Raw genomic sequence first — 20,463 nt, 5'->3', positions numbered from 1 at the left:
ATAACTGTAGAATATAGAGATAAAGTAAAAAAAGTAATAACTGAAATGTACGATTATTATGTAAGAAGATATACCCCAAAAGTAAAGACAGGTAAGTTTTGCAAAAGTTGTTCCCTGCAACATATTTGCCTACCGAATATGTTGAAAAAGCGTTCCGTTAAAAGCTATATTGAAAGGATGATAGGGGAATGAGAAAGCTTTTAAATACATTGTTTGTAACACAGCCTGATACTTACTTGTCTTTAGATGGAGATAATATTGTTATATTACAAGATGATGTGAAAAAACGGATACCTCTGCACAATTTAGAATCTATTATAACCTTTGGACATACTGGAGCTAGCCCGGCGCTTATGGGATATTGTGTTGATAAAAATATCTCGATTACTTTCTTAAGTTCTAGCGGTAGATTTCGTGCTAGAGTAATAGGGAAAAGTAGAGGTAATGTAATTTTGAGAAAAACACAATACCGTAAATCAGATGATGAAAAAGAGTCTACGAAAATTGCAAGGAACTTTATAATTGGAAAAGTTTTTAATCAAAAGTGGATGTTGGAAAGGGCAACAAGAGATTATCCAATGCGGATAGATATAGAAAAGTTCAAAGAAATTTCGGGACATCTATCAGAAATTATAAAGGAGATAAGAGTTTGTGATGATTTAGAACGATTGAGAGGCTTAGAAGGACAAGCGGCAAACAGCTATTACAAAGTATTTAATCAAATGATATTGCAACAAAAGGAAGACTTTTACTTTCATTCTCGTTCTCGCAGACCTCCTTTGGACAATGTGAACGCAATGTTATCATTTGCATATACATTATTAGCGAATGATACTGCAGCTGCATTAGAATCAGTTGGACTCGATGCATATGTTGGATTTATGCATCGAGATCGACCTGGTCGAATTTCATTGGCGCTTGATTTAATGGAAGAATTAAGAGGTATTTATGCAGATAAATTTGTACTGACATTAATTAATAAAAGAATATTTAAAAAGGACGATTTTGTTAAGAAAGAAAATGGTGTAATTTTGATGACAGATGATTCAAGAAAGAAATTTTTAGCAGCATGGCAAAATAAAAAAACTGAGAAAATTACTCATCCATATCTAGGTGAAAAAATTCAATGGGGATTAGTACCATATGCACAAAGTTTATTATTAGCAAGATATTTACGAGGAGATTTAGATGAATATCCGCCATTTCTTTGGAAGTAGGTGAATTAATTGCTAGTATTAATTACTTATGATGTTAGTACAGTTTCCAGTGCTGGACAAAAGAGGCTACGGAAGGTTTCGAAAATATGTCAAAATTATGGTCAAAGAGTTCAGAATTCTGTGTTTGAATGTATTGTAGATTCTACTCAATTAACACAATTAAAATATGAATTAGCTGAAGCAATTGATGAAACAAAGGACAGTTTACGTATCTATAAACTAGGTAACAACTATAAATCAAAAGTTACACATATTGGAGTTAAAGAATCTATTGATTTAGAAGGCCCACTAATTATTTAGAGGTGCGAATGTCAAGTTCACATAATATTCCAAGGGTATTCGCACCTAAGTTAGCATAAAATACAATAAAACTTTTTGAAAATTACCTTGTTTCTAATGTTTTAATTAGGAAAATAGCGAAAATTTTGCTCAAATTATTGAGAAAAACTCCTTTTTTGGGCAAAAATCGCTGTCGCACTCTACATGGGTGCGTGGATTGAAATACGCTTACGCTAAAATCTTTACTAGAACCGACTGTGTCGCACTCTACATGGGTGCGTGGATTGAAATAATCAGTCTTTCTAATTTATTTACTTGTCCATGCTGTCGCACTCTACATGGGTGCGTGGATTGAAATAGCGATTTTCCCTTTTTGACGTAAAGGTGAGCCTGTCGCACTCTACATGGGTGCGTGGATTGAAATATAGGCTTTCTGATAGGCTTTTGTCGCATTGAAGGTCGCACTCTACATGGGTGCGTGGATTGAAATAGCGCCTAATGTATCAATTAAAAGCGTGTCCAGTCGTCGCACTCTACATGGGTGCGTGGATTGAAATACCCTGGTCCAGTAAATAAATCTGTGGCCACAAAGTCGCACTCTACATGGGTGCGTGGATTGAAATTTTTAACGGCGCCCTGGCTTCTCTTCAATTCAGCTGTCGCACTCTACATGGGTGCGTGGATTGAAATTGTATTCTTCCAGGACATCGAATGACGGCTGTTCGCGTCGCACTCTACATGGGTGCGTGGATTGAAATAACTCATCCAGAATGGACTGCATATCATTTATTAGTCGCACTCTACATGGGTGCGTGGATTGAAATCCCTTTGGTATGAATGCAGCACCTAAAATTAAAGGTCGCACTCTACATGGGTGCGTGGATTGAAATTAAACTGACCGACCACAACTTCATCTAGTCTTTCGTCGCACTCTACATGGGTGCGTGGATTGAAATACGGCTTGTCATACCTGCATTTGCAAACACACCAAGTCGCACTCTACATGGGTGCGTGGATTGAAATACCACGTTGTGGAGATAAGAGAAGATTGGTCCAAACGTCGCACTCTACATGGGTGCGTGGATTGAAATAAAGATGTAAGGGATGAATTACAATCGTTACAAGGTCGCACTCTACATGGGTGCGTGGATTGAAATAAATTCGTATTTACTTGCACCCATGTTGCTCCAAGTCGCACTCTACATGGGTGCGTGGATTGAAATAAGTTGTACGTTTGACATATCACCTCGCCTCCTTCGTCGCACTCTACATGGGTGCGTGGATTGAAATTTTTCTTTCGCCATGATGTTTTATACTCCCCACTCAGTCGCACTCTACATGGGTGCGTGGATTGAAATCTTTCTCAAAACGTTTACCGCTATATTGACCACGGTCGCACTCTACATGGGTGCGTGGATTGAAATTTTAGGGGTGATGATATGGGCGCACAGGCGATTGAGTCGCACTCTACATGGGTGCGTGGATTGAAATACCGTGTAGATCTTAACCACGTATCAATCGAAAGTCGCACTCTACATGGGTGCGTGGATTGAAATTTCTAAAGGTCTGTCTAATAACTCTTTGCGTAATCGTCGCACTCTACATGGGTGCGTGGATTGAAATTCCCTCCAAGGCCTTTTCAATCTGTTTTCTTAATGTCGCACTCTACATGGGTGCGTGGATTGAAATAACTTTAGATAATATTAACGGATCATAAGAGTTAAGTCGCACTCTACATGGGTGCGTGGATTGAAATATTACTACATAATACTATTTTATAATTAAATCTTAGTCGCACTCTACATGGGTGCGTGGATTGAAATATTCATTACCTTTCGTACTTTTGCCCTCATTTCTTGTCGCACTCTACATGGGTGCGTGGATTGAAATATGTAAATTACTATATTCGCTTGAGGTTATTCTTGTCGCACTCTACATGGGTGCGTGGATTGAAATTTCTAGCTTATCTTTAAAGTTTGGCTGATCTTTTGTCGCACTCTACATGGGTGCGTGGATTGAAATTAAATAGTCATATCCTAAACGATGCTCGCATAATGTCGCACTCTACATGGGTGCGTGGATTGAAATAATTAAATATAAAGCATAATTATATTCTGTTTTAGTCGCACTCTACATGGGTGCGTGGATTGAAATATAAACCATTAACTTGGGTTGTTGGTAATGTAAAGTCGCACTCTACATGGGTGCGTGGATTGAAATCGCTGGGCCTTGTTTGTTGTCATATGCTGTGTGGCGTCGCACTCTACATGGGTGCGTGGATTGAAATATATATCGGTTTATTCTCAGTTCCAGTTCCCCTATGTCGCACTCTACATGGGTGCGTGGATTGAAATATCTGTTATGTCGGCAGGGTCAATGCTTGCTGCATGTCGCACTCTACATGGGTGCGTGGATTGAAATCTTTACCGCCGAACGATATAAAACAGGAACATAATCGTCGCACTCTACATGGGTGCGTGGATTGAAATAAACTTCCCAATTATGGTGATTAGTTGCAAGTAAGTCGCACTCTACATGGGTGCGTGGATTGAAATCAAACCTTGATATGCCAACACTTTGACATCTACCGTCGCACTCTACATGGGTGCGTGGATTGAAATGATTTCACTCTTTGGCATAAATTCAAATTGATAACGTCGCACTCTACATGGGTGCGTGGATTGAAATCAAACAGCCGTTAAGGTTCCTTGTGACAGGGACAGTCGCACTCTACATGGGTGCGTGGATTGAAATGAATCGGCTTATCATGTCATTAAATGATTGAAAAGTCGCACTCTATAAGGAGGATTGTATGAATCTAATAGCCTTGACTTGATATTTAGAGGATTATTATAATACCGGATAATTATTCAAGAAACACTATTTAGTATTTTAAGATGGTATAAAAAATGCACCTCCAATAAATAATAGGAGGTGCGAATTTTTTTAGGTATTAACTAAAGAAGAAAGGTATTATTCTCTCGACTGCGTATAATCCATCCAAGTAATAATTTCTGGAGTGTAAAGTAAAGCCGAATTTATTCTTTCTTCTAAAGATGGTTTTCCTTCTTCTTGAAAATCTTGTTGTTTGTCTAGTTCATTTCTTTTCCGTTCTTTCACCTATTTTCCACCTTTCGTCTTAATTTCGTTCTACTAGTTATTGTTTGACTTTTGGTGGGAAAATAATCATAAAAGTTGTAAGACAATATTAACTTTCTTTCATTGATTTTCTTAAAGCTAAATAAGCTAAACCTATTAACACAAAGATTCCGAGTACAGATAAGACACTTATATAAATAGCGTTTTTTGATTCCCCACCATGACCGTGGTATTCACCGTGTGCTGAGTGGGAATCATGAGAATCGTGTGAAACGGTAGTTTCCTCATGGTCGTTAGTTTCAATATCATTACTTGCAATAATTGTAACTTCATCCTGAAGATTGTTATTAAAAGAGTTATCTAGTCCATTTGTTTGAGCAAAAGCGACTAAAACAGGACAAACTAGCATTAATAACGTTAAACATAATATAAGTGTGAATAGCTTTCTCACGAAATATCTCTCCCTCGTTAATTATTTATCTATCAGTTCATATTTTAACATGTTGTGTTAATAAGTTTTCTAACATATTTGTGTCATTTTTTAATAAGTGGAAAGGTGAATTTCTATTCGTTATGCTATAAATCATGTTAGAATAAGGAAAAATAATCATTCGAGTGATAATTATTGAAAATACAGATGATTATTGTAGGGCTGTCGTTCATGGAGTAGAGGAATAAACTCAATACCGATTCGTCAGGATCAAATTGTTCATGCAAAATGAAGAATTGGAGTATGAATTTTTAGTGCATTGGTTACCCCGACTTCAAAAATTCGCACAAGTATATGCGACGACAGGGGTACGGAATCTGGTTATCCGTAACGTCCAACCGAAAATCCGGATAAAAATGAACAAGGAACGGACGAATTGGTTAGAGTTTAAGTTTGAGATGGATGGAATCGCGGAAAAAGCGGTAAGAGAAATTTTAGCTAATTTGCAGGTAGAACGGGCTTAAATTTAACGGGTGCAGATACCGTAATTTTATATGACTTATGGTGGAATACAGCTGTTGAAGATCAAGCGATTGACCGTGCCCATCGAATTGGACAAACAGAAACGGTCAAAGTAATTAAAATGATTGCACGAGGTACAATTGAAGAAAAAATAAATGACTTGCAGCGGAAAAAGAAAGACTTAATAACGGATATAATCGAGCCAAATGGATTAGGGCAATCAACTTTAACAGAAGAAGATATTCGCGAAATTCTAATGATTAATAGATAGAAAATATGCTCTCACTTCACATGAGTTTGAAGTGGGAGTTTTTTGTTGTGTAAAATTTTTTGAGTATGCGCACTGAAAAATAAACGTAGTTTTATTATATTTAGCTTTTTAATATAAATAGGTAGTAGTTAGAAAAATAAGGAGGCATGACCTAGTGGATACGACGCAATGGGTTTCAGAACGAATCAAAACCTTACCGCCGTATATTTTTTCTGATTTTGCAAGAAAGAAGCGAGAACTCGAGAATAAAGGCGTTGATGTGATTGACCTTGGTATTGGTGCCCCAGATTTACCGACACCGGCTTTCGTTTCCAAAGTATTAGCGGAAGAAGCAAAAAAGCCTGAAAATCACCGTTATTCTAGTTATAATGGGTGTTTCGAATTTCGGCAAGCCGTAAGTGTATTTTACCAACGTAGGTATGGAGTGGAATTGGATCCAGATACAGAAGTATTGGCTTTAATTGGTTCTAAAGAAGGGATTGTTCATCTCATTCAAGCGATGATTAATCCTGGAGATAAAGTGATTATCCCTGACCCTGGCTATCCAGTTTATCAAACAGGGGTTCATTTAGCAGGTGGAAAAAGCGTATCGCTCCATTTAGATGCTAAAAAAGGATTTACACCAAAATTTGATTCTTTGGATACGGATGATAAAAGAGAAGCGAAATTAATGTTTTTGAACTACCCAAGTAATCCAACGGCTGCAACGGTTGAATTAGATATATTTAAAAAAGCTGTTTCCGTTGCAAAAGAAAATAATATTTTTCTTGCCCACGATGCTGCCTATGATCTTATTACGTTTAACGTTTATCAGTCGCCTAGTGTTTTGCAAGTACCAGGTGCCAAAGATATTGCTGTGGAGTTCGGTTCTTTATCGAAAAGTTATAATATGACAGGTTGGCGGATTGGTTATGTTGTTGGAAACAAAGAAGTAATTAAGACTTTACTGACATTAAAAAGCAATATTGAAACGAGTCAATTTTTAGCAATTCAAAAGGCAGCGGCAGCAGCCTTAACAAGTGATCATTCAACAGTAAAAAAGAATAATCTGATACTTCAAGCTCGAATGGAGAAGTTTTATACATCTTTAAAAGAAATGGGGTTTGAATTAGAAAAGCCACGGGGGACAATTTTTTTATGGGTAAAAATACCTGAACAATATACATCATTACAATTTGCTAATTTACTCTTGGAAAAGGCAGGAATAATTGTGACTCCGGGAATTGCCTTTGGTAAAGGTGGAGAAGGTTTTATCCGAATTTCGTTATCCATTGCTGAGGAGAGAATTGATGAAGCGGTAAAAAGGTTAAAAAAATTACAGTATTAGGAGGGACGTGATGAACAAGAGTAGGAAACAAGGCACATCCGCTCAAGCAATCGTTGAATGTATGAAGCGTGAAGGAATTACAAAGGTTTTCTGTGTACCTGGTGAAAGCTATTTACCGTTATTAGATGCTTTATATGATGAAGATTCGATTGAATTAATTTCTTGTCGTCATGAAGGCGGAGCGGCATTTATGGCTGAAGGCTATGCAAAAGCATCCCTAAAGCCCGGTGTTGTTATGGCTACGAGGGGTGTGGGTGGGAATAATTTAGGGATTGGCATCCATACAGCCTATCAAGATTCGACTCCACTTGTAGTGTTTTTAGGTCAAGTGAGCACGAAATTTAGAGGGAGAGAAGGTTTTCAAGAAATCGATTTAGACGAGTATTTTAAGCATATCGCAAAATGGACCGTTGAAATTCATGATCCCGAACGAACGGTTGAACTTGTAACAAGAGCCTTCCGTATTGCCCAATCAGGTAGACCGGGGCCGGTAGTCGTTTCACTTCCTGAAGATGTTCTTCCAGAAAAAATAAATATACAATTTGGTCCTCACATAAATATTCCGAAACCAGCACCTTCTAAAAATGAAATCACTCAATTTGTTACCTTGCTCTCACAAGCAAAAAAACCTCTTATTATTGCAGGAGGTGGTGTAAAACAAGCTGAGGCAGAGGATTTATTACTATCTTTTGCAGAAAAAAATAACCTTCCAGTCCTCGCATCGTTTAGACGCCACGATGTTTTTCCAAATCACCATCCACAATATGTCGGTCACTTAGGTTTAGGAACACCGAAAGACATTTTAGATACGGTTCGACAATCCGATCTAATCATCGCGTTAGGAACGAGACTATCTGAAGTTACGACACAAGATTATTCCATTATTCCTATAGAGAAAAAATTAATTCATATTGATATTGACTTTGAAACGATTGGGAAAGTTTTCCCACCTGAATTAGGGATTGTCGCTGATTTGAAAGAGGCTCTCCGGTTATTAATTCATTTCGAGTTTACACCTAGTTGGGGGAAATGGGTTAAAACTCGGAGAACCGCGTATGAGAATTCTAGCAAACTTGATGTGAACATAGCATCCGATTTAAATCGGCACATTATCTCGATTTTGCAAGAAAAATTACCGAAAAATGTATTATTAACGAACGACGCTGGGAACTTTGCGGGTTGGCTTCATCGATATTATCGATTCCGTGAAAAGCATACTTATATCGGTCCGACATCTGGAGCAATGGGATATGGGATGCCAGCTGCCCTTGGAGCAAAGTTAGCATACCCAGACAAAACAGTTGTTTCATTATCAGGTGATGGTGGTTTTATGATGACGATTCAAGAAATTGAAACGGCTGTCCGTTATAAAATCCCAATCATCGCCTTAGTTTTTAATAATCAAATGTATGGCACAATTCGCATGCATCAAGAAATCCATTATCCAGAGCGGGTAATTGGTACTGATCTAGGTCCAGTTTCATTTAAAGATCTCGCTATTCATATGGGCGCTAATGGTTATGTTGTTGAAACGCCTGAACAATTTTCCAAAGCTTTAAAACTTGCCCTTCAAGGAGATAAAATTTCGGTAATTGAAATTTTAACAAATCCGGAGCAAATTTCCGTAACATCGACAATTGAACAAATAAGTAATAAATGAAGGTAGGCAAGGTAAATTTATTCCTTCAATAGGATGGGCAAACGCCTATTTTTAAAGTACAAGTTGATAGGCGAGTGTCTATTGAATAAGATATGATGAATATTTCGGATTGGAGTGAACTACTTTGTATCAAAACTATCCTCATTATTATGACTTTGGTGGATATCAAAATACATCAGGTCATACAAATGAAGTTTATCCGACAACACCATATCAAAATAATATGAGCTACGATGAACGACAAATTAATATCCCGAATTTATTTCTGGGAATTTTTGGACCGCCTCAAGGACCTCCGGGGGGAGGACCTCCTGGTTTTGGACCACAATTCGGGCCACCATCAGGACCGCCAACAGGAGGGCCAGGGGGACAGGGAGGACCACCGTCCGGACCACCACCTTCCTTTGTTCCACAGCAGCAACAAGTAAGTTTATTCGCGGTTGATCCTGGCAGTATGCGCGGCTGTTTATTCCGTTACACGTATGTTTGGTTGAATAACCGTCAACAGTTCTGGTTCTATCCTATCTTCCTAGGTAGACGTTCTGTAGCAGGATGGCGCTGGACCGGTTGGAGATGGGTGTATTTCGGAATTGATTTACGACAAGTTCAATCGTTTACTTGTGTTTAAAAATTAGTGATTTCGAGAACGGATCTAAATTGTACAGCTTATCTTTATATCATAAAAAATCTTCCAAGAATTTTTGGAGGATTTTTTATTTGAAAATACATATTTTAAGCAAAATAGGGAAAAATAATGAAAAAATATGAGGTGATTACTTTTGAAAGATAAAAAACTTATTGTTCCGATGAATAATAATCTCGATTGGGCAACTTATTTAATGAATAATGAAATAAGGGGGAGTTATGTAAATCCGAAAATGGGATTGGATCCAACAAATGAGGGAGGAAAGCAAGAAGAGAAGGCTTAAATGTAGAAAGTGAATGCTTAGGTTTAAAGAAGTGTTGATAGAATTGTGTTATGAGCAGAAAGTGAAGATGAGTGTTCAAGGAAGTGTTAGTAGAGGCGTTCTATGAGCAGAAAGTGAAGATGAGTGTTCGAGGAAGTGTTAGTAGAGGCGTTCTATGAGCAGAAAGTGAAGATGAGTGTTCAAGGAAGTGTTAGTAGAGGCGTTCTATGAGCAGAAAGTGAAGATGAGTGTTCAAGGAAGTGTTAGTAGAGGTGTTCTATGGACAGAAAATGAGGATGCTTGTTTAAGGAAGTGTTAGTAGAGGCGTTCTATGAGCAGAAAGTGAAGATGTGTGTTCAAGGAAGTGTTAGTAGAGGCGTTCTATGAGCAGAAAGTGAAGATGTGTGTTCAAGGAAGTGTTAGTAGAGCGGTTCTATAAGCAGAAAGTGAAGATGTGTGTTCGAGGAAGTGTTAGTAGAGGCGTTCTATGAGCAGAAAGTGAAGATGAGTGTTCAAGGAAGTGTTAGTAGAGGCGTTCTATATGCAGAAATTAAGGATACGTGTTCAAGGAAGTGTTAGTAGAATTGTTCTATAAGCAGAAACTGACGATGTATAATCGAAGAAGTGTAAATAGAACCGTTCTATGAACAGAAACTAAGCTTGCAAAATCGAAAATGTGTTGATAAAAGAACTCTATAGACAGAACCCGAACCCACGTAACCAAAGAAGTGTTAATGGAATCGTGTAATAAACAGAAACTCAGATAACAAGATATTGAAAAGTGCGAAGGAACTCAAGATGAATACGATATGAGCGGTATTACAACCAAAATACAGTTCATTACAAAATAAGAAAGGCAAGCGGAGATAGCATATCTCCACTTGCCTTTTATAATGTCTTAAAAGTTAACTTTTTCTTGTAGGAAGCTAACTACATCAGCAATCGGTAAACGTGTTTGTTCCATTGTGTCGCGATCACGAATCGTTACCATCTTATCTTCTAATGAATCAAAGTCGAATGTAATGCAGTATGGTGTACCGATTTCGTCATGACGTCGGTAACGTTTACCGATGGAACCAGTTTCGTCATAGTCTACATTAAAGTGTTTTGCAAGTTCTGCATAAACTTCACGAGCTTGTTCAGACAGCTTTTTCGATAATGGTAAAATCGCTGCTTTAAATGGTGCAATTGCTGGATGGAAGCGCATGACTGTACGTGATGTACCGTCTTCTAACTCTTCTTCTTCATATGCATCTACTAAGAATGCAAGCGCAACACGGTCTGCACCAAGGGATGGCTCAATACAATATGGAATAAATTTTTCATTTGTTTCTGGATCATGGTAATGGAAGTCTTCACCAGAAAATTCCATATGTTGTTTTAAGTCATAATCTGTTCTTGATGCAATACCCCAAAGCTCACCCCAACCGAATGGGAATTTATATTCAATATCAGTAGTTCCGTTACTGTAGTGAGATAATTCTTCTTCCTCATGGTCACGTAAACGTAAATTTTCTTTTGTTAAACCTAATGATAGAAGGAAGTTTTCTGAGTATTCTTTCCAGTATTCAAACCATTTTAATTCTTCACCTGGTTTACAGAAGAACTCAAGTTCCATTTGTTCGAATTCACGAGTGCGGAATGTGAAGTTACCTGGTGTAATTTCGTTACGGAAACTTTTACCAATTTGTGCAATACCAAATGGTAACTTTTTACGCATAGTGCGTTGTACGTTTTTAAAGTTTACGAAAATACCTTGCGCAGTTTCTGGACGTAAAAAGATTTCGTTTGCACTTGTTTCAGTTACACCTTGGAACGTTTTGAACATTAAGTTAAATTGACGAATATTTGTAAAGTCATGGCTACCACAATCAGGACATGCAATATTATGTTCTTTAATTAGTTCTTCCATTTTTTCAAAAGGAAGACCGTCAACGATTAATTCAATGTTTTTTTCTTGAAGAGCTTCTTCAATTAATTTGTCAGCACGATGGCGCGCTTTACAGTTTTTACAGTCAATCATCGGGTCGTTGAAGTTGCTTAAGTGACCAGATGCTTCCCAAGTACGTGGGTTCATTAAAATAGCTGCATCTAAACCAACGTTATATGGAGATTCTTGAACGAATTTTTTCCACCAAGCTTTTTTAATGTTATTTTTGAATTCAACACCTAGTGGACCATAATCCCATGTATTTGCTAAACCACCGTAAATTTCAGATCCAGGGAAAATAAATCCTCTATGCTTCGCATGAGAAACAATTTGTTCCATTGATACTGTCATTTTTAACGACTCCTTTATTTTAAATTTTTTTATAAAACATATTGATTTCAGCTACAGGTGGACGCTTTCCGCGGGCGTGGCTTGAGCCTCCTCGCCTCGTAAGCTCGTCTGCAGGGTCTCAAGACTCACGTTAGTCCCGCTGGAGTCGTTACCTTTCGCTTCAATCAACGAAATTAGTTAATTTAAGATGTGCTGTTAGTAATAATATTTTACAAACAACAAACCTTAATATTTATAAGCAAATAAAAAACTCCCGACCCTATGCTTATGAATGCATAGGGACGAGAGTTAACCCGCGGTTCCACCCTATTTGCTACAAATGTAGCCACTTAAGTAGAAATTGCTCCGGAACGCCTTCCTTAGTGCCCTATACCCTAGCTCGCACCATCCTAGGTTCGCTTTTATAGAGCGGTCTAAGTACTACTTTCCATCAACGCAATATATTTATTTTCCTTACTATAACCATTTGTTTAAAATAATATAAGTTTTATACACCACAAATCATAGCCGATACGTAGAAAATTGTCAATTTTTTACTAAAACATTTTATATATGCTTTCCCACTAAAATATTAATTAGCCAGCTTTAGCATGTTCAATAGTTGCCTCAATTGCTCTTTTCTTTTGGTATGTTGAAAAAACAACACCGCCTACAATGAAAACTGATCCGATGATTTCAATCATTGTAATAGGTTTTGAAAGTAAAACAAAGCCCATAACCATTGCAACAAAAGGTTCTAGATTTGATAAAATGAAGCTTTAGCTGCATCGACATAGCAGATATTTTGAATCCATAATAGGTTTGCCATACCATGGACAATTACCGCAGTAATAATTAAAAATAGCCAGTCTGACGGTTTTGAACTAACTTGTAAAGGACTGTCTAAAATGAAGGCAAAGGGAACAGAAACGGCAAAACCTACGATATTCGTATAAAGTGTAATTATCAACGGGTCAATTTTTTGTGATAACGACCTCGTCATAATAATCATAATCGAAAAGGTAATCATTGTGACAACAATCCACAATAGCCCTTTATCAAAATGGAGACACTCTGACTTTCCAGCTATGACAATAAAGTAAATACCAATGATGGCGACAAGGGAGCCAATTAAAGTTTTCAATGTTAATTTTTCTTTTAAAAATAATGCTGCCAAAAAACCGGTTAAAATTGGTGCAGTTGCGATTATTAAGGCAGATGTAGTTGAGTCCGCGGTTTGTACCTTTAAAAAAGGACCATTGGTTTATAAAAACACCAACAACTCCTAGGAATATAATCGCCAATAAATCAGAATTATTTACACGTTTAAACTGTTTTTTCATAAAAGCAAACTAAAAAAGAACAATAAATAAAAGTCTTAGCATCGTTAGTACCGTGGTGAGAAGGCTTGAACTAACATTTTTCCAAAAATAAAATTACTTCCCCATACGATAACGTAAAGACTTAGTAGCATGTACGCTTTTAGCATAGATGACTTTCCTTTCTGTAACAAATTTACGACTAAACTATACTAGCATAGTAATTACCCATGGACAATGTATGATTTTTCTTAGCTATATGACATTCGTCATATCCTCCCCCTGACGTTTATGTCTACCCATACACGGAAATCTTTTCTATTGTTAATAATAATAAACGAGAAATTTTGGGGAGGATCGCGATGAATAAAGATAAGCAAAAACAAATTCAATTGCGAAAAAGTGTCGCTCCATTTGCGAAAACTAAAACGAGAACAAGTGTCATTCAAATCATTAACTCATTTATTCCATTTTTATTGTTATGGTTTCTTGCCTATAAGAGCTTGTCAGTATCAATTTGGTTAAGTCTTGTATTTTCTGTTGTTGCCGCTGGTTTTGTTGTGCGGATATTTATCATTTTTCATGACTGTGCCCATATGTCATTTTTTAAAAGTGGAAAAGCGAATCGGATTGTCGGTACAATTGCAGGAATCATTACCCATTTTCCCTTTGAAAAATGGAAACGAAGTCACGCACTCCATCATGCAACAAGTGGCAACTTAGATAAAAGAGGAGACGGCGATATTTGGATTATGACGGTGGAAGAGTATAGGGAGGCTGGTTTCTGGCTTCGACGCGGGTATCGTTTATACCGGAATCCATTTATTTTATTCGGATTAGGGCCACTCTTCCTGCTTCTTGGCTCGAATCGCTTTAATCGAAAAGGGGCGCCGAAACGAGAACGGTTTAACACGTATCTCATTAATGTTTCTATTGTCGCAATTTATGCTTTACTCATTTGGGCCATTGGGTGGCAAGCGTTTTTAGCTGTACAATTTCCAATAATGTATTTAGCAGCCTGTGTTGGTATTTGGCTATTTTACATTCAACATACGTTCGAAGATTCATATTTTGAACATGAAGATGAATGGGATTATGTGAAAGCAGCGGTAGAAGGTAGTTCTTATTATAAGTTACCGAAAATCTTAGAGTGGATTACTGGAAATATCGGCTACCACCATGTCCATCATTTAGCACCTAAAATTCCAAATTATTATTTAGAAGATGCCCATGAATCAACACCACCATTACAAAAGGCAACGACGATTACAATTGCGGAAAGCTTTAAATCGATTCGTTTCCGTTTATATGATCCGGAGATGAAAAACTTTGTTAGTTTTAAAGAATTTAAAGCAATGGAGCGAGAAAGACAGGAAAAATATCAACTAGGTACTATGCAAACAAATTTACAGAAAAAATAATATAGACAAATATCGTATACGTATATAAGGGGGCTTCATGTTAGTTGTTTTTTGACTAATGGAGTCCTTTTATAATTTAGCAATCGATTCGTTCATTTTGGTTGGAAAATCGCTCATAAAGGGTGGGGAATCGCTCATAGCAGTTGGATAATCGATCATAATGGCTTTTTAAGTAATGTTATTTAAGAAAATCGCTCAATAGACATTTAAATTCGCTCATATATAGTAAAAAATCGCTCTTAAAATCTCGATTCGCTCATAGACTGAAAAATTCGCTCATTAATTAGCACAAATCGCTCAAAAAAATGGGCGAGTCGCTCACAATACTCTTAAAATCGCTCATACACTAAGCGAAAGCTTTGCCACGTATGTAAGAAAAGGCAATCATAGGCAGTCTGAACAACAAAAGTTCAACATTTTAGATTATACTTGCTAGCCAATGAAAATTTTTTTATACTTTACGGAAAGTAACCTGGGAACGAGGAGATTGCATGCAAATTGGATATCAGTTAATACCGAAAAATACGGGTTTAAGTATATTTATTTGGGTCGTATTTTGTCTTTTGCCATTCTATTTTATTATTATAAATTCTACACCAATTGAAATTGTTTTCGGTATTATCGCCATATTATTGTTTTTTGCGGCATTTCAACTGAATTTTATTAAAAAGGGCTGGACCGTTTATGTGTCCATTGCCATCGAAATGGTTATTAATGTCGGGATGACTTTATATTTCGGCTATGTTTATTTTTCACTCTTTTTAGCCTTTTTTATCGGTAATGTGCAAAATAAAGCAGGTTTTATCTCTTTATATGTTGTTCACTTAGTAACAACAATTACATCCGTTTTATTTGGATTTTTTATTCAAACGGAAATCTTTTTAACCCAATTACCGTTTATCATCATTACTGTCGTTGGTGTGATATTACTACCAATTTCCATGTACAACCGAAATAAACGAATGCAACTAGAACATCAATTGGCAGATGCGAATAAAAAAATTGCTCAACTCGTGATTATCCAAGAACGGGAACGGATTGCTCGCGATTTACATGATACCCTTGGACAAAAGCTTTCCTTAATTCGATTAAAAAGTGATTTAGCAGAAAAAATTGTTGCCAAAGATCTAGACCGAGCAAAAAAAGAAATACGAGATATAAATTTAACAGCGAAAACAGCTTTAAATGAAGTACGTGATCTTGTATCGATGATGAAAAGAACACGAGTAAAAGAGGAAATCGTCCGCATTAAGCATATGTTAGAGGTAGCGGAAATTGAATATAAAGTTATTGGAAATCCAGAATTGCAAGAAGTACCTATTTTTACAGAACATGTATTGAGTATGTGTTTAAAAGAGGCAATTACAAATATAGTGAAACATAGTCAAGCAACTCACTGTGAGATTATTATTGAGCAGGTAAAGGGTGAAGTGAAAATAAGTGTTAAAGATAATGGGGTTGGAATTGGAGATAATTTGAGACTAAGTGATGGGAATGGTATTAGGGGAATGCAGGAGCGATTGGAATTTGTAAACGGTCATCTCCAAATTGATACAAATAACGGAACGACACTAAGTTTTATTGTCCCAATTGTTCACTAATTAGAGGGGGAGAATGATGATACGGATTGTTTTGGCCGAAGATCAAGGGATGTTACTCGGTGCACTCGGAGCATTGCTCGATTTAGAAGAGGATATGGAAGTTGTCGGAATGGCTAAAAATGGTGAAGAGGTATTACAACTTGTTTATGAAAAAAGTCCTGATGTTTGTATTATGGATATTGAAATGCCAGTGATGAGCGGATTGGATGCAGCGGAAAAGTTAAAGGATCATCCATGTAAAGTAATTATTTTAACAACCTTTGCTCGCGTCGGTTATTTTGAACGAGCAACGAAGGCGAAGGTAAATGGATATTTGTTAAAAGATAGTCCGAGTGAAGAATTGGTGCGTTCTATACGTTTAATTATGGATGGGCGAAAAGTATATGATCCTGAATTAATTGAAAAGGCATATGATGAAGAACCGAATCCGTTAACAGAACGGGAAGAACAAGTGATTAAACTCATTGCTGAAGGGAAAACAACAAAAGAAATTGCGAAAGAATTGTTTATTACTACTGGTACTGTTCGTAACTATGTTTCAACGATTCTTGATAAACTTCAAGTAACGAATCGAATTGAAGCAATTAAACGATTTCGCGAAAAGGGTTGGTTTAAATAAAGGTATTTGCTTAATTTAATAAGTCAACAATCGCGTAAAGATCAATCTATACATGCTATAATTAGAGAAAAAATTTGGGGGAAACACGATGTATAGTTTTAAAAATGATTATAGTGAAGGTGCCCATCCAAATATATTACAAGCATTAGTTGAAACAAACTTGGTTCAAGAATCCGGTTATGGGGAAGACCAATTTACACAAAAGGCGATTGAACTTATAAAAAGTCATATTGGAAGGCAAAATGTGGATGTGCACTTAATTCCAGGCGGAACGCAAACAAATTTAATCGCCAGTTCTTCTTTTTTGCGACCACATGAAGCAGTGATTTCGGCAGACAGTGGTCATATTAACGTCCATGAAACTGGAGCTATAGAAGCAACCGGTCATAAAGTGTTAACGGTGAGTACAAAGGATGGAAAGCTAACACCAGAATTGATTCAAGAAATTTTAGATATTCACACGGATGAACATATGGTAAAACCAAAGCTTGTTTACATATCCAATTCCACTGAATTAGGGACAATTTATAAAAAAGACGAACTCGTTAGTTTAAGTGAATTTTGTAAGGAGAATGATTTAATTTTTTATATGGACGGTGCACGTATAGGCTCTGCCTTGTGTTCTAAGGAAAATGACTTAAAATTAACTAATCTACCTGATTTGTTTGATGCTTTTTACATTGGTGGTACGAAAAATGGCGCTTTAATTGGTGAAGCGCTAGTCATTTGTAATGATACATTAAAAAGTGATTTTCGTTATTTTATTAAGCAAAAGGGTGCACTTTTAGCAAAAGGAAGACTGCTCGGAATTCAGTTTGTTGAGTTGTTTAAGGACAATCTTTTCTTTCAATTGGCGGAACATGCAAACCAAATGGCGGAAAAATTAGCTGAAGGTTTGAAGGAAATCAATGTACCGTTTTTAGCCGAATCACCAACTAATCAAATTTTCCCTATTTTTACAAATGAACAAGTTGCCGAGTTGCAAAAAAATTACGCCTTTGAAATATGGGAAAAAGTTGATAAAAATCGTACGGTCATCCGTTTTGTTACCTCTTGGGCGACGAAGGAAGAAGCGGTGGAACAGCTTATTACAGATGTAACAAAATTGGTGCAAAAATAGGGCGAAAAAAGACTTCCATTTTTATGGAAGTTTTTTTATGATGCAAATTTAGTTTTCTTTTTATAATCAAGAAAAAGTCAAAAAATTAGTAAGAGTAAAAGGCATACAATCGCTAACGGAATTAACCATAATTTCTCCCCTTTAAGGTACAATCCTAAAAAAAGATTGTGACTGACATTACCGGTGCCATGACGTAATATGCTTTCGTAATATAAAACCATCCGTAAGGGAAAAAGTGGACTCCTTTTATAATGTCAAAATAAAGAACTGCATCCTCTGGTATCCATATACATACGATAACATACTATTCTGATGAAAAGGATAATTTCACATTGCAAATAAATCATCTCAATTATAACTTAGAATATTACGATTAAAATGATTGGAATTGCACAATCTAAGATTGAGGTGTTTCATATGAAAGATGAAAAACAACATGTAAATAATTCATTTACAGTTGCAGGAACAAATATTGAAGAAGTGAAAGCACTAAATATGAATTTTGGCATGTCTTACAATGAAGCGAAGTTTTGGCTAGCAATGGCAAACGGTGGGCGTGGGACGAGGATTTTTAGTAATACAGATATTACAGCGATGCGAAGAAAGTTTGCAAGTGAATACGAATTTAAATAGTCTTACTACATTAGGAGGACGAAAATGCAAGATGAACGAAATAAGGACAACCAGCATAATCAAGAAGAAGACTTAGAGGAGCTTGTAGAACGATATGCGCAAGCGGATATACAAGTTCCGGTTTATACGGAAGAACTTTCCCATACCAGCGAACGGAATAAAATTATTTCACTACAAGGACATGAATATTTAATTGAAGATTAACGTTTTGGGGTGAAAAACGTGACAGAAAAGGATTTTGAAGCTATTTATGAACAATATAAAGCGCAAAGTCAAGCGGGAAATTTTCAAACCAATCAATATGTTGAATACGGTAAAGAAGAAATTGTTGCTGTTCGAAAAAATGATGATGGGGATTTGATTGCCTTTAAAACGAATACGGGTCGAGAATTAGACTACATAACAGCCTTGGATGAGGCGAAAGCGGGGAAATTAGCAAATATCGATGTTTTTCATAAATATGGCCGGGAGATTATTCGCAGTGAACCAGATGGAATTAAAGATAATAATTTAGATAATTTGCCAGAGTTTTAAATACAAGTTATGTGCAGGGACTGTCGAAAAAAGTCAGTCCCTTTCCTATTTTGTAAGTATTTAGATTATGTTAAAAAAGACAGATTGAATGTATTGACTTATAGGTAGATTGTTCGATATCGTATAAAACGAAATAGAAATAATTGGTTAATGTTTGGAGGAATAAATATGGAAATTGGTGTTACGACTTTTGTTGAAACGACTCCAGATGTGAAAACAGGAAAAACAATTAGTCATGCTGAACGAATTCGTGAAGTTGTTGAAGAAATTGTTTTAGCTGATGAAGTTGGCTTAGATGTATTTGGGGTAGGAGAGCATCACCGAAAAGATTATGCAGCTTCAGCACCGGCAATTATTTTAGCAGCGGCAGCATCAAAAACAAAACGTATCCAATTGACAAGTGCGGTTACTGTTTTATCTTCTGATGATCCGGTCCGTGTTTATCAAGACTTTGCTACAATTGATGCGATTTCTAACGGTCGAGCTGAGATTATGGCTGGAAGAGGTTCGTTCATTGAATCGTTTCCGCTATTTGGTTATGATTTAAAAGACTATAATGAATTGTTCGATGAAAAGTTAGAACTTCTTTTACAAATTAACGAGAACGAGATTGTGAATTGGCAAGGAAAACATCGTCCTGCAATTCAAAATCGTGGTGTATATCCAAGACCGGAAAAAGGTAAACTTCCAATTTGGATTGCTAGTGGTGGTACGCCACAATCAGTAGCAAAAGCAGGTATTCGCGGTCTACCTTTAGTATTAGCTATAATAGGTGGAAGTCCTTTACATTTTGCTCTTCTTGTTCAATTATATAAGCAGGCAGCAAAGGAATCCGGCCATGATGTGTCAAAATTAACAGTTGCTTCCCACTCCCATGGTTTTGTCGCAGATACGACAGAAGAAGCCGTTGAGAAATTTTTCCCACCAACGCAATATGCGATGAATGTTTTAGGAAGAGAACGTGGTTGGGCGCCGTATACGAAGGAAACCTTTGATCATGCCCGTAGCTTAGAAGGAGCACTATACTGTGGTGATCCGGAAACGGTAGCTGAAAAAATTATTTTCCTCCGTAAAAATGTTGGTATTGAACGGTTCATGCTTCATGTTCCGGTCGGTTCAATGCCTCATGAAGATGTAATGCGTTCCATTGAATTGTTAGGAAAAGAAGTTGCACCAAGAGTTCGTGCTGAAATTGAGCGTTGGGAAAAAGAAGAGGGTAAACAATAAAATATTACAATTTAAA

At 36.7% G+C, this 20,463-nt stretch carries 22 protein-coding genes, 1 pseudogene and 1 CRISPR repeat array; of the genes and pseudogenes, 17 read left to right on the top strand and 6 right to left on the bottom strand.

What is annotated here, in order from left to right:
• From GW534_RS12185 to cas2, 3 genes are all read left to right on the top strand, one after another.
• A partial coding sequence (locus GW534_RS12185; protein ID WP_161921294.1) for a Dna2/Cas4 domain-containing protein occupies positions 1 to 192 on the top strand: 192 nt, incomplete at its 5' end.
• Positions 189 to 1,217, top strand: coding sequence for a type I-C CRISPR-associated endonuclease Cas1c (gene cas1c, locus GW534_RS12180; RefSeq protein WP_161921293.1), 1,029 nt, complete (start codon positions 189 to 191; stop codon positions 1,215 to 1,217). The genes GW534_RS12185 and cas1c, both read left to right, overlap by 4 nt.
• 9 nt (positions 1,218 to 1,226) lie before the next feature.
• Positions 1,227 to 1,517: a CRISPR-associated endonuclease Cas2 gene (cas2, locus tag GW534_RS12175; protein ID WP_161921292.1), complete on the top strand. Its 291-nt coding sequence runs from the start codon at positions 1,227 to 1,229 to the stop codon at positions 1,515 to 1,517.
• 171 nt (positions 1,518 to 1,688) lie between these two features.
• A CRISPR array of direct repeats spans positions 1,689 to 4,250; the repeat unit is 32 nt; unit sequence GTCGCACTCTACATGGGTGCGTGGATTGAAAT.
• Between the two features lie 219 nt (positions 4,251 to 4,469).
• Here the strand turns inward: cas2 and GW534_RS12170 are convergent.
• Positions 4,470 to 4,616, bottom strand: coding sequence for a hypothetical protein (locus GW534_RS12170; RefSeq protein ID WP_161921291.1), 147 nt, complete (start codon positions 4,614 to 4,616; stop codon positions 4,470 to 4,472).
• Between the two features lie 88 nt (positions 4,617 to 4,704).
• Complete coding sequence (locus GW534_RS12165; RefSeq protein WP_161921290.1) at positions 4,705 to 5,046, bottom strand: hypothetical protein; 342 nt, start codon at positions 5,044 to 5,046, stop codon at positions 4,705 to 4,707.
• Positions 5,047 to 5,306: 260 nt separating this feature from the next.
• Here GW534_RS12165 and GW534_RS12160 point away from each other — a divergent pair, with 260 nt between their 5' ends.
• The 6 genes and pseudogenes from GW534_RS12160 (at position 5,307) to GW534_RS12135 (ending at position 9,734) form a co-directional block, all read left to right on the top strand.
• The gene (locus tag GW534_RS12160) at positions 5,307 to 5,549 is read left to right on the top strand and encodes an SNF2 helicase associated domain-containing protein (RefSeq protein ID WP_161921289.1); all 243 of its coding nucleotides are present in this window, start codon (positions 5,307 to 5,309) and stop codon (positions 5,547 to 5,549) included.
• Positions 5,531 to 5,818 (top strand): annotated as a pseudogene (locus tag GW534_RS12155) (helicase-related protein); the annotation flags it as partial. The gene GW534_RS12160 and the pseudogene GW534_RS12155, both read left to right, overlap by 19 nt.
• A gap of 154 nt (positions 5,819 to 5,972) precedes the next feature.
• Positions 5,973 to 7,145, top strand: a complete 1,173-nt coding sequence (locus GW534_RS12150; RefSeq protein ID WP_161921288.1) for an LL-diaminopimelate aminotransferase — start codon at positions 5,973 to 5,975, stop codon at positions 7,143 to 7,145.
• 10 nt (positions 7,146 to 7,155) lie between these two features.
• Positions 7,156 to 8,805 carry a thiamine pyrophosphate-binding protein gene (locus GW534_RS12145; protein WP_161921287.1) on the top strand — a complete coding sequence of 550 codons (1,650 nt, stop codon included), beginning with the start codon at positions 7,156 to 7,158 and terminating at the stop codon, positions 8,803 to 8,805.
• A 223-nt stretch (positions 8,806 to 9,028) separates the two neighbouring features.
• Positions 9,029 to 9,433, top strand: coding sequence for a hypothetical protein (locus GW534_RS12140; protein WP_161921295.1), 405 nt, complete (start codon positions 9,029 to 9,031; stop codon positions 9,431 to 9,433).
• Between the two features lie 151 nt (positions 9,434 to 9,584).
• Positions 9,585 to 9,734 carry a hypothetical protein gene (locus GW534_RS12135; RefSeq protein WP_161921286.1) on the top strand — a complete coding sequence of 50 codons (150 nt, stop codon included), beginning with the start codon at positions 9,585 to 9,587 and terminating at the stop codon, positions 9,732 to 9,734.
• A gap of 877 nt (positions 9,735 to 10,611) precedes the next feature.
• Here GW534_RS12135 and GW534_RS12130 read toward each other — a convergent pair.
• From GW534_RS12130 to GW534_RS16820, 3 genes are all read right to left on the bottom strand, one after another.
• Positions 10,612 to 11,994, bottom strand: a complete 1,383-nt coding sequence (locus GW534_RS12130) for a glycine--tRNA ligase (RefSeq protein ID WP_161921285.1) — start codon at positions 11,992 to 11,994, stop codon at positions 10,612 to 10,614.
• 575 nt (positions 11,995 to 12,569) lie between these two features.
• Entirely contained in the window at positions 12,570 to 12,710 is a 141-nt protein-coding gene (locus GW534_RS16510) for a hypothetical protein (RefSeq protein WP_246204116.1), read from the bottom strand.
• Positions 12,711 to 12,730: 20 nt separating this feature from the next.
• A complete protein-coding gene (locus GW534_RS16820; RefSeq protein ID WP_312854666.1) occupies positions 12,731 to 13,165 on the bottom strand; it encodes a DMT family transporter in 435 nt (144 codons plus the stop codon).
• 489 nt (positions 13,166 to 13,654) lie between these two features.
• On the opposite strand from GW534_RS16820, the gene GW534_RS12120 reads away from it, so the two are divergent.
• From GW534_RS12120 to GW534_RS12105, 4 genes are all read left to right on the top strand, one after another.
• A complete protein-coding gene (locus GW534_RS12120; protein ID WP_161921284.1) occupies positions 13,655 to 14,713 on the top strand; it encodes a fatty acid desaturase in 1,059 nt (352 codons plus the stop codon).
• A gap of 491 nt (positions 14,714 to 15,204) precedes the next feature.
• Positions 15,205 to 16,314: a sensor histidine kinase gene (locus tag GW534_RS12115; RefSeq protein ID WP_161921283.1), complete on the top strand. Its 1,110-nt coding sequence runs from the start codon at positions 15,205 to 15,207 to the stop codon at positions 16,312 to 16,314.
• Between the two features lie 16 nt (positions 16,315 to 16,330).
• Positions 16,331 to 16,933 (top strand): response regulator transcription factor, encoded by a 603-nt coding sequence (locus tag GW534_RS12110; RefSeq protein WP_161921282.1) that lies wholly within the window; start codon positions 16,331 to 16,333, stop codon positions 16,931 to 16,933.
• Positions 16,934 to 17,021: 88 nt separating this feature from the next.
• On the top strand, positions 17,022 to 18,053 hold the full coding sequence (locus tag GW534_RS12105) for a threonine aldolase family protein (RefSeq protein ID WP_161921281.1): 1,032 nt from the start codon (positions 17,022 to 17,024) through the stop codon (positions 18,051 to 18,053).
• A gap of 154 nt (positions 18,054 to 18,207) precedes the next feature.
• Here the strand turns inward: GW534_RS12105 and GW534_RS16940 are convergent, their stop codons facing one another.
• Positions 18,208 to 18,342, bottom strand: a complete 135-nt coding sequence (locus tag GW534_RS16940) for a DUF7010 family protein (protein WP_407670473.1) — start codon at positions 18,340 to 18,342, stop codon at positions 18,208 to 18,210.
• Positions 18,343 to 18,470: 128 nt separating this feature from the next.
• On the opposite strand from GW534_RS16940, the gene GW534_RS12100 reads away from it, so the two are divergent.
• From GW534_RS12100 to GW534_RS12085, 4 genes are all read left to right on the top strand, one after another.
• Entirely contained in the window at positions 18,471 to 18,686 is a 216-nt protein-coding gene (locus GW534_RS12100; RefSeq protein WP_161921280.1) for a gamma-type small acid-soluble spore protein, read from the top strand.
• A gap of 24 nt (positions 18,687 to 18,710) precedes the next feature.
• Entirely contained in the window at positions 18,711 to 18,890 is a 180-nt protein-coding gene (locus GW534_RS12095) for a hypothetical protein (protein ID WP_161921279.1), read from the top strand.
• Between the two features lie 18 nt (positions 18,891 to 18,908).
• Positions 18,909 to 19,220: a DUF3892 domain-containing protein gene (locus GW534_RS16145; protein ID WP_161921278.1), complete on the top strand. Its 312-nt coding sequence runs from the start codon at positions 18,909 to 18,911 to the stop codon at positions 19,218 to 19,220.
• A 168-nt stretch (positions 19,221 to 19,388) separates the two neighbouring features.
• Positions 19,389 to 20,447, top strand: a complete 1,059-nt coding sequence (locus GW534_RS12085; protein ID WP_161921277.1) for an LLM class flavin-dependent oxidoreductase — start codon at positions 19,389 to 19,391, stop codon at positions 20,445 to 20,447.
• Positions 20,448 to 20,463: the final 16 nt, after the last annotated feature.

Origin of the sequence: Pallidibacillus pasinlerensis, from assembly GCF_009996845.1 — a bacterium.
GTDB classification, from domain to species: Bacteria; Bacillota; Bacilli; order Bacillales; family Caldibacillaceae; genus Pallidibacillus; species Pallidibacillus pasinlerensis.
The sequence above is the reverse complement of the archived record's forward strand: the minus strand, read 5'-3'. Positions and strand labels throughout refer to the sequence as shown.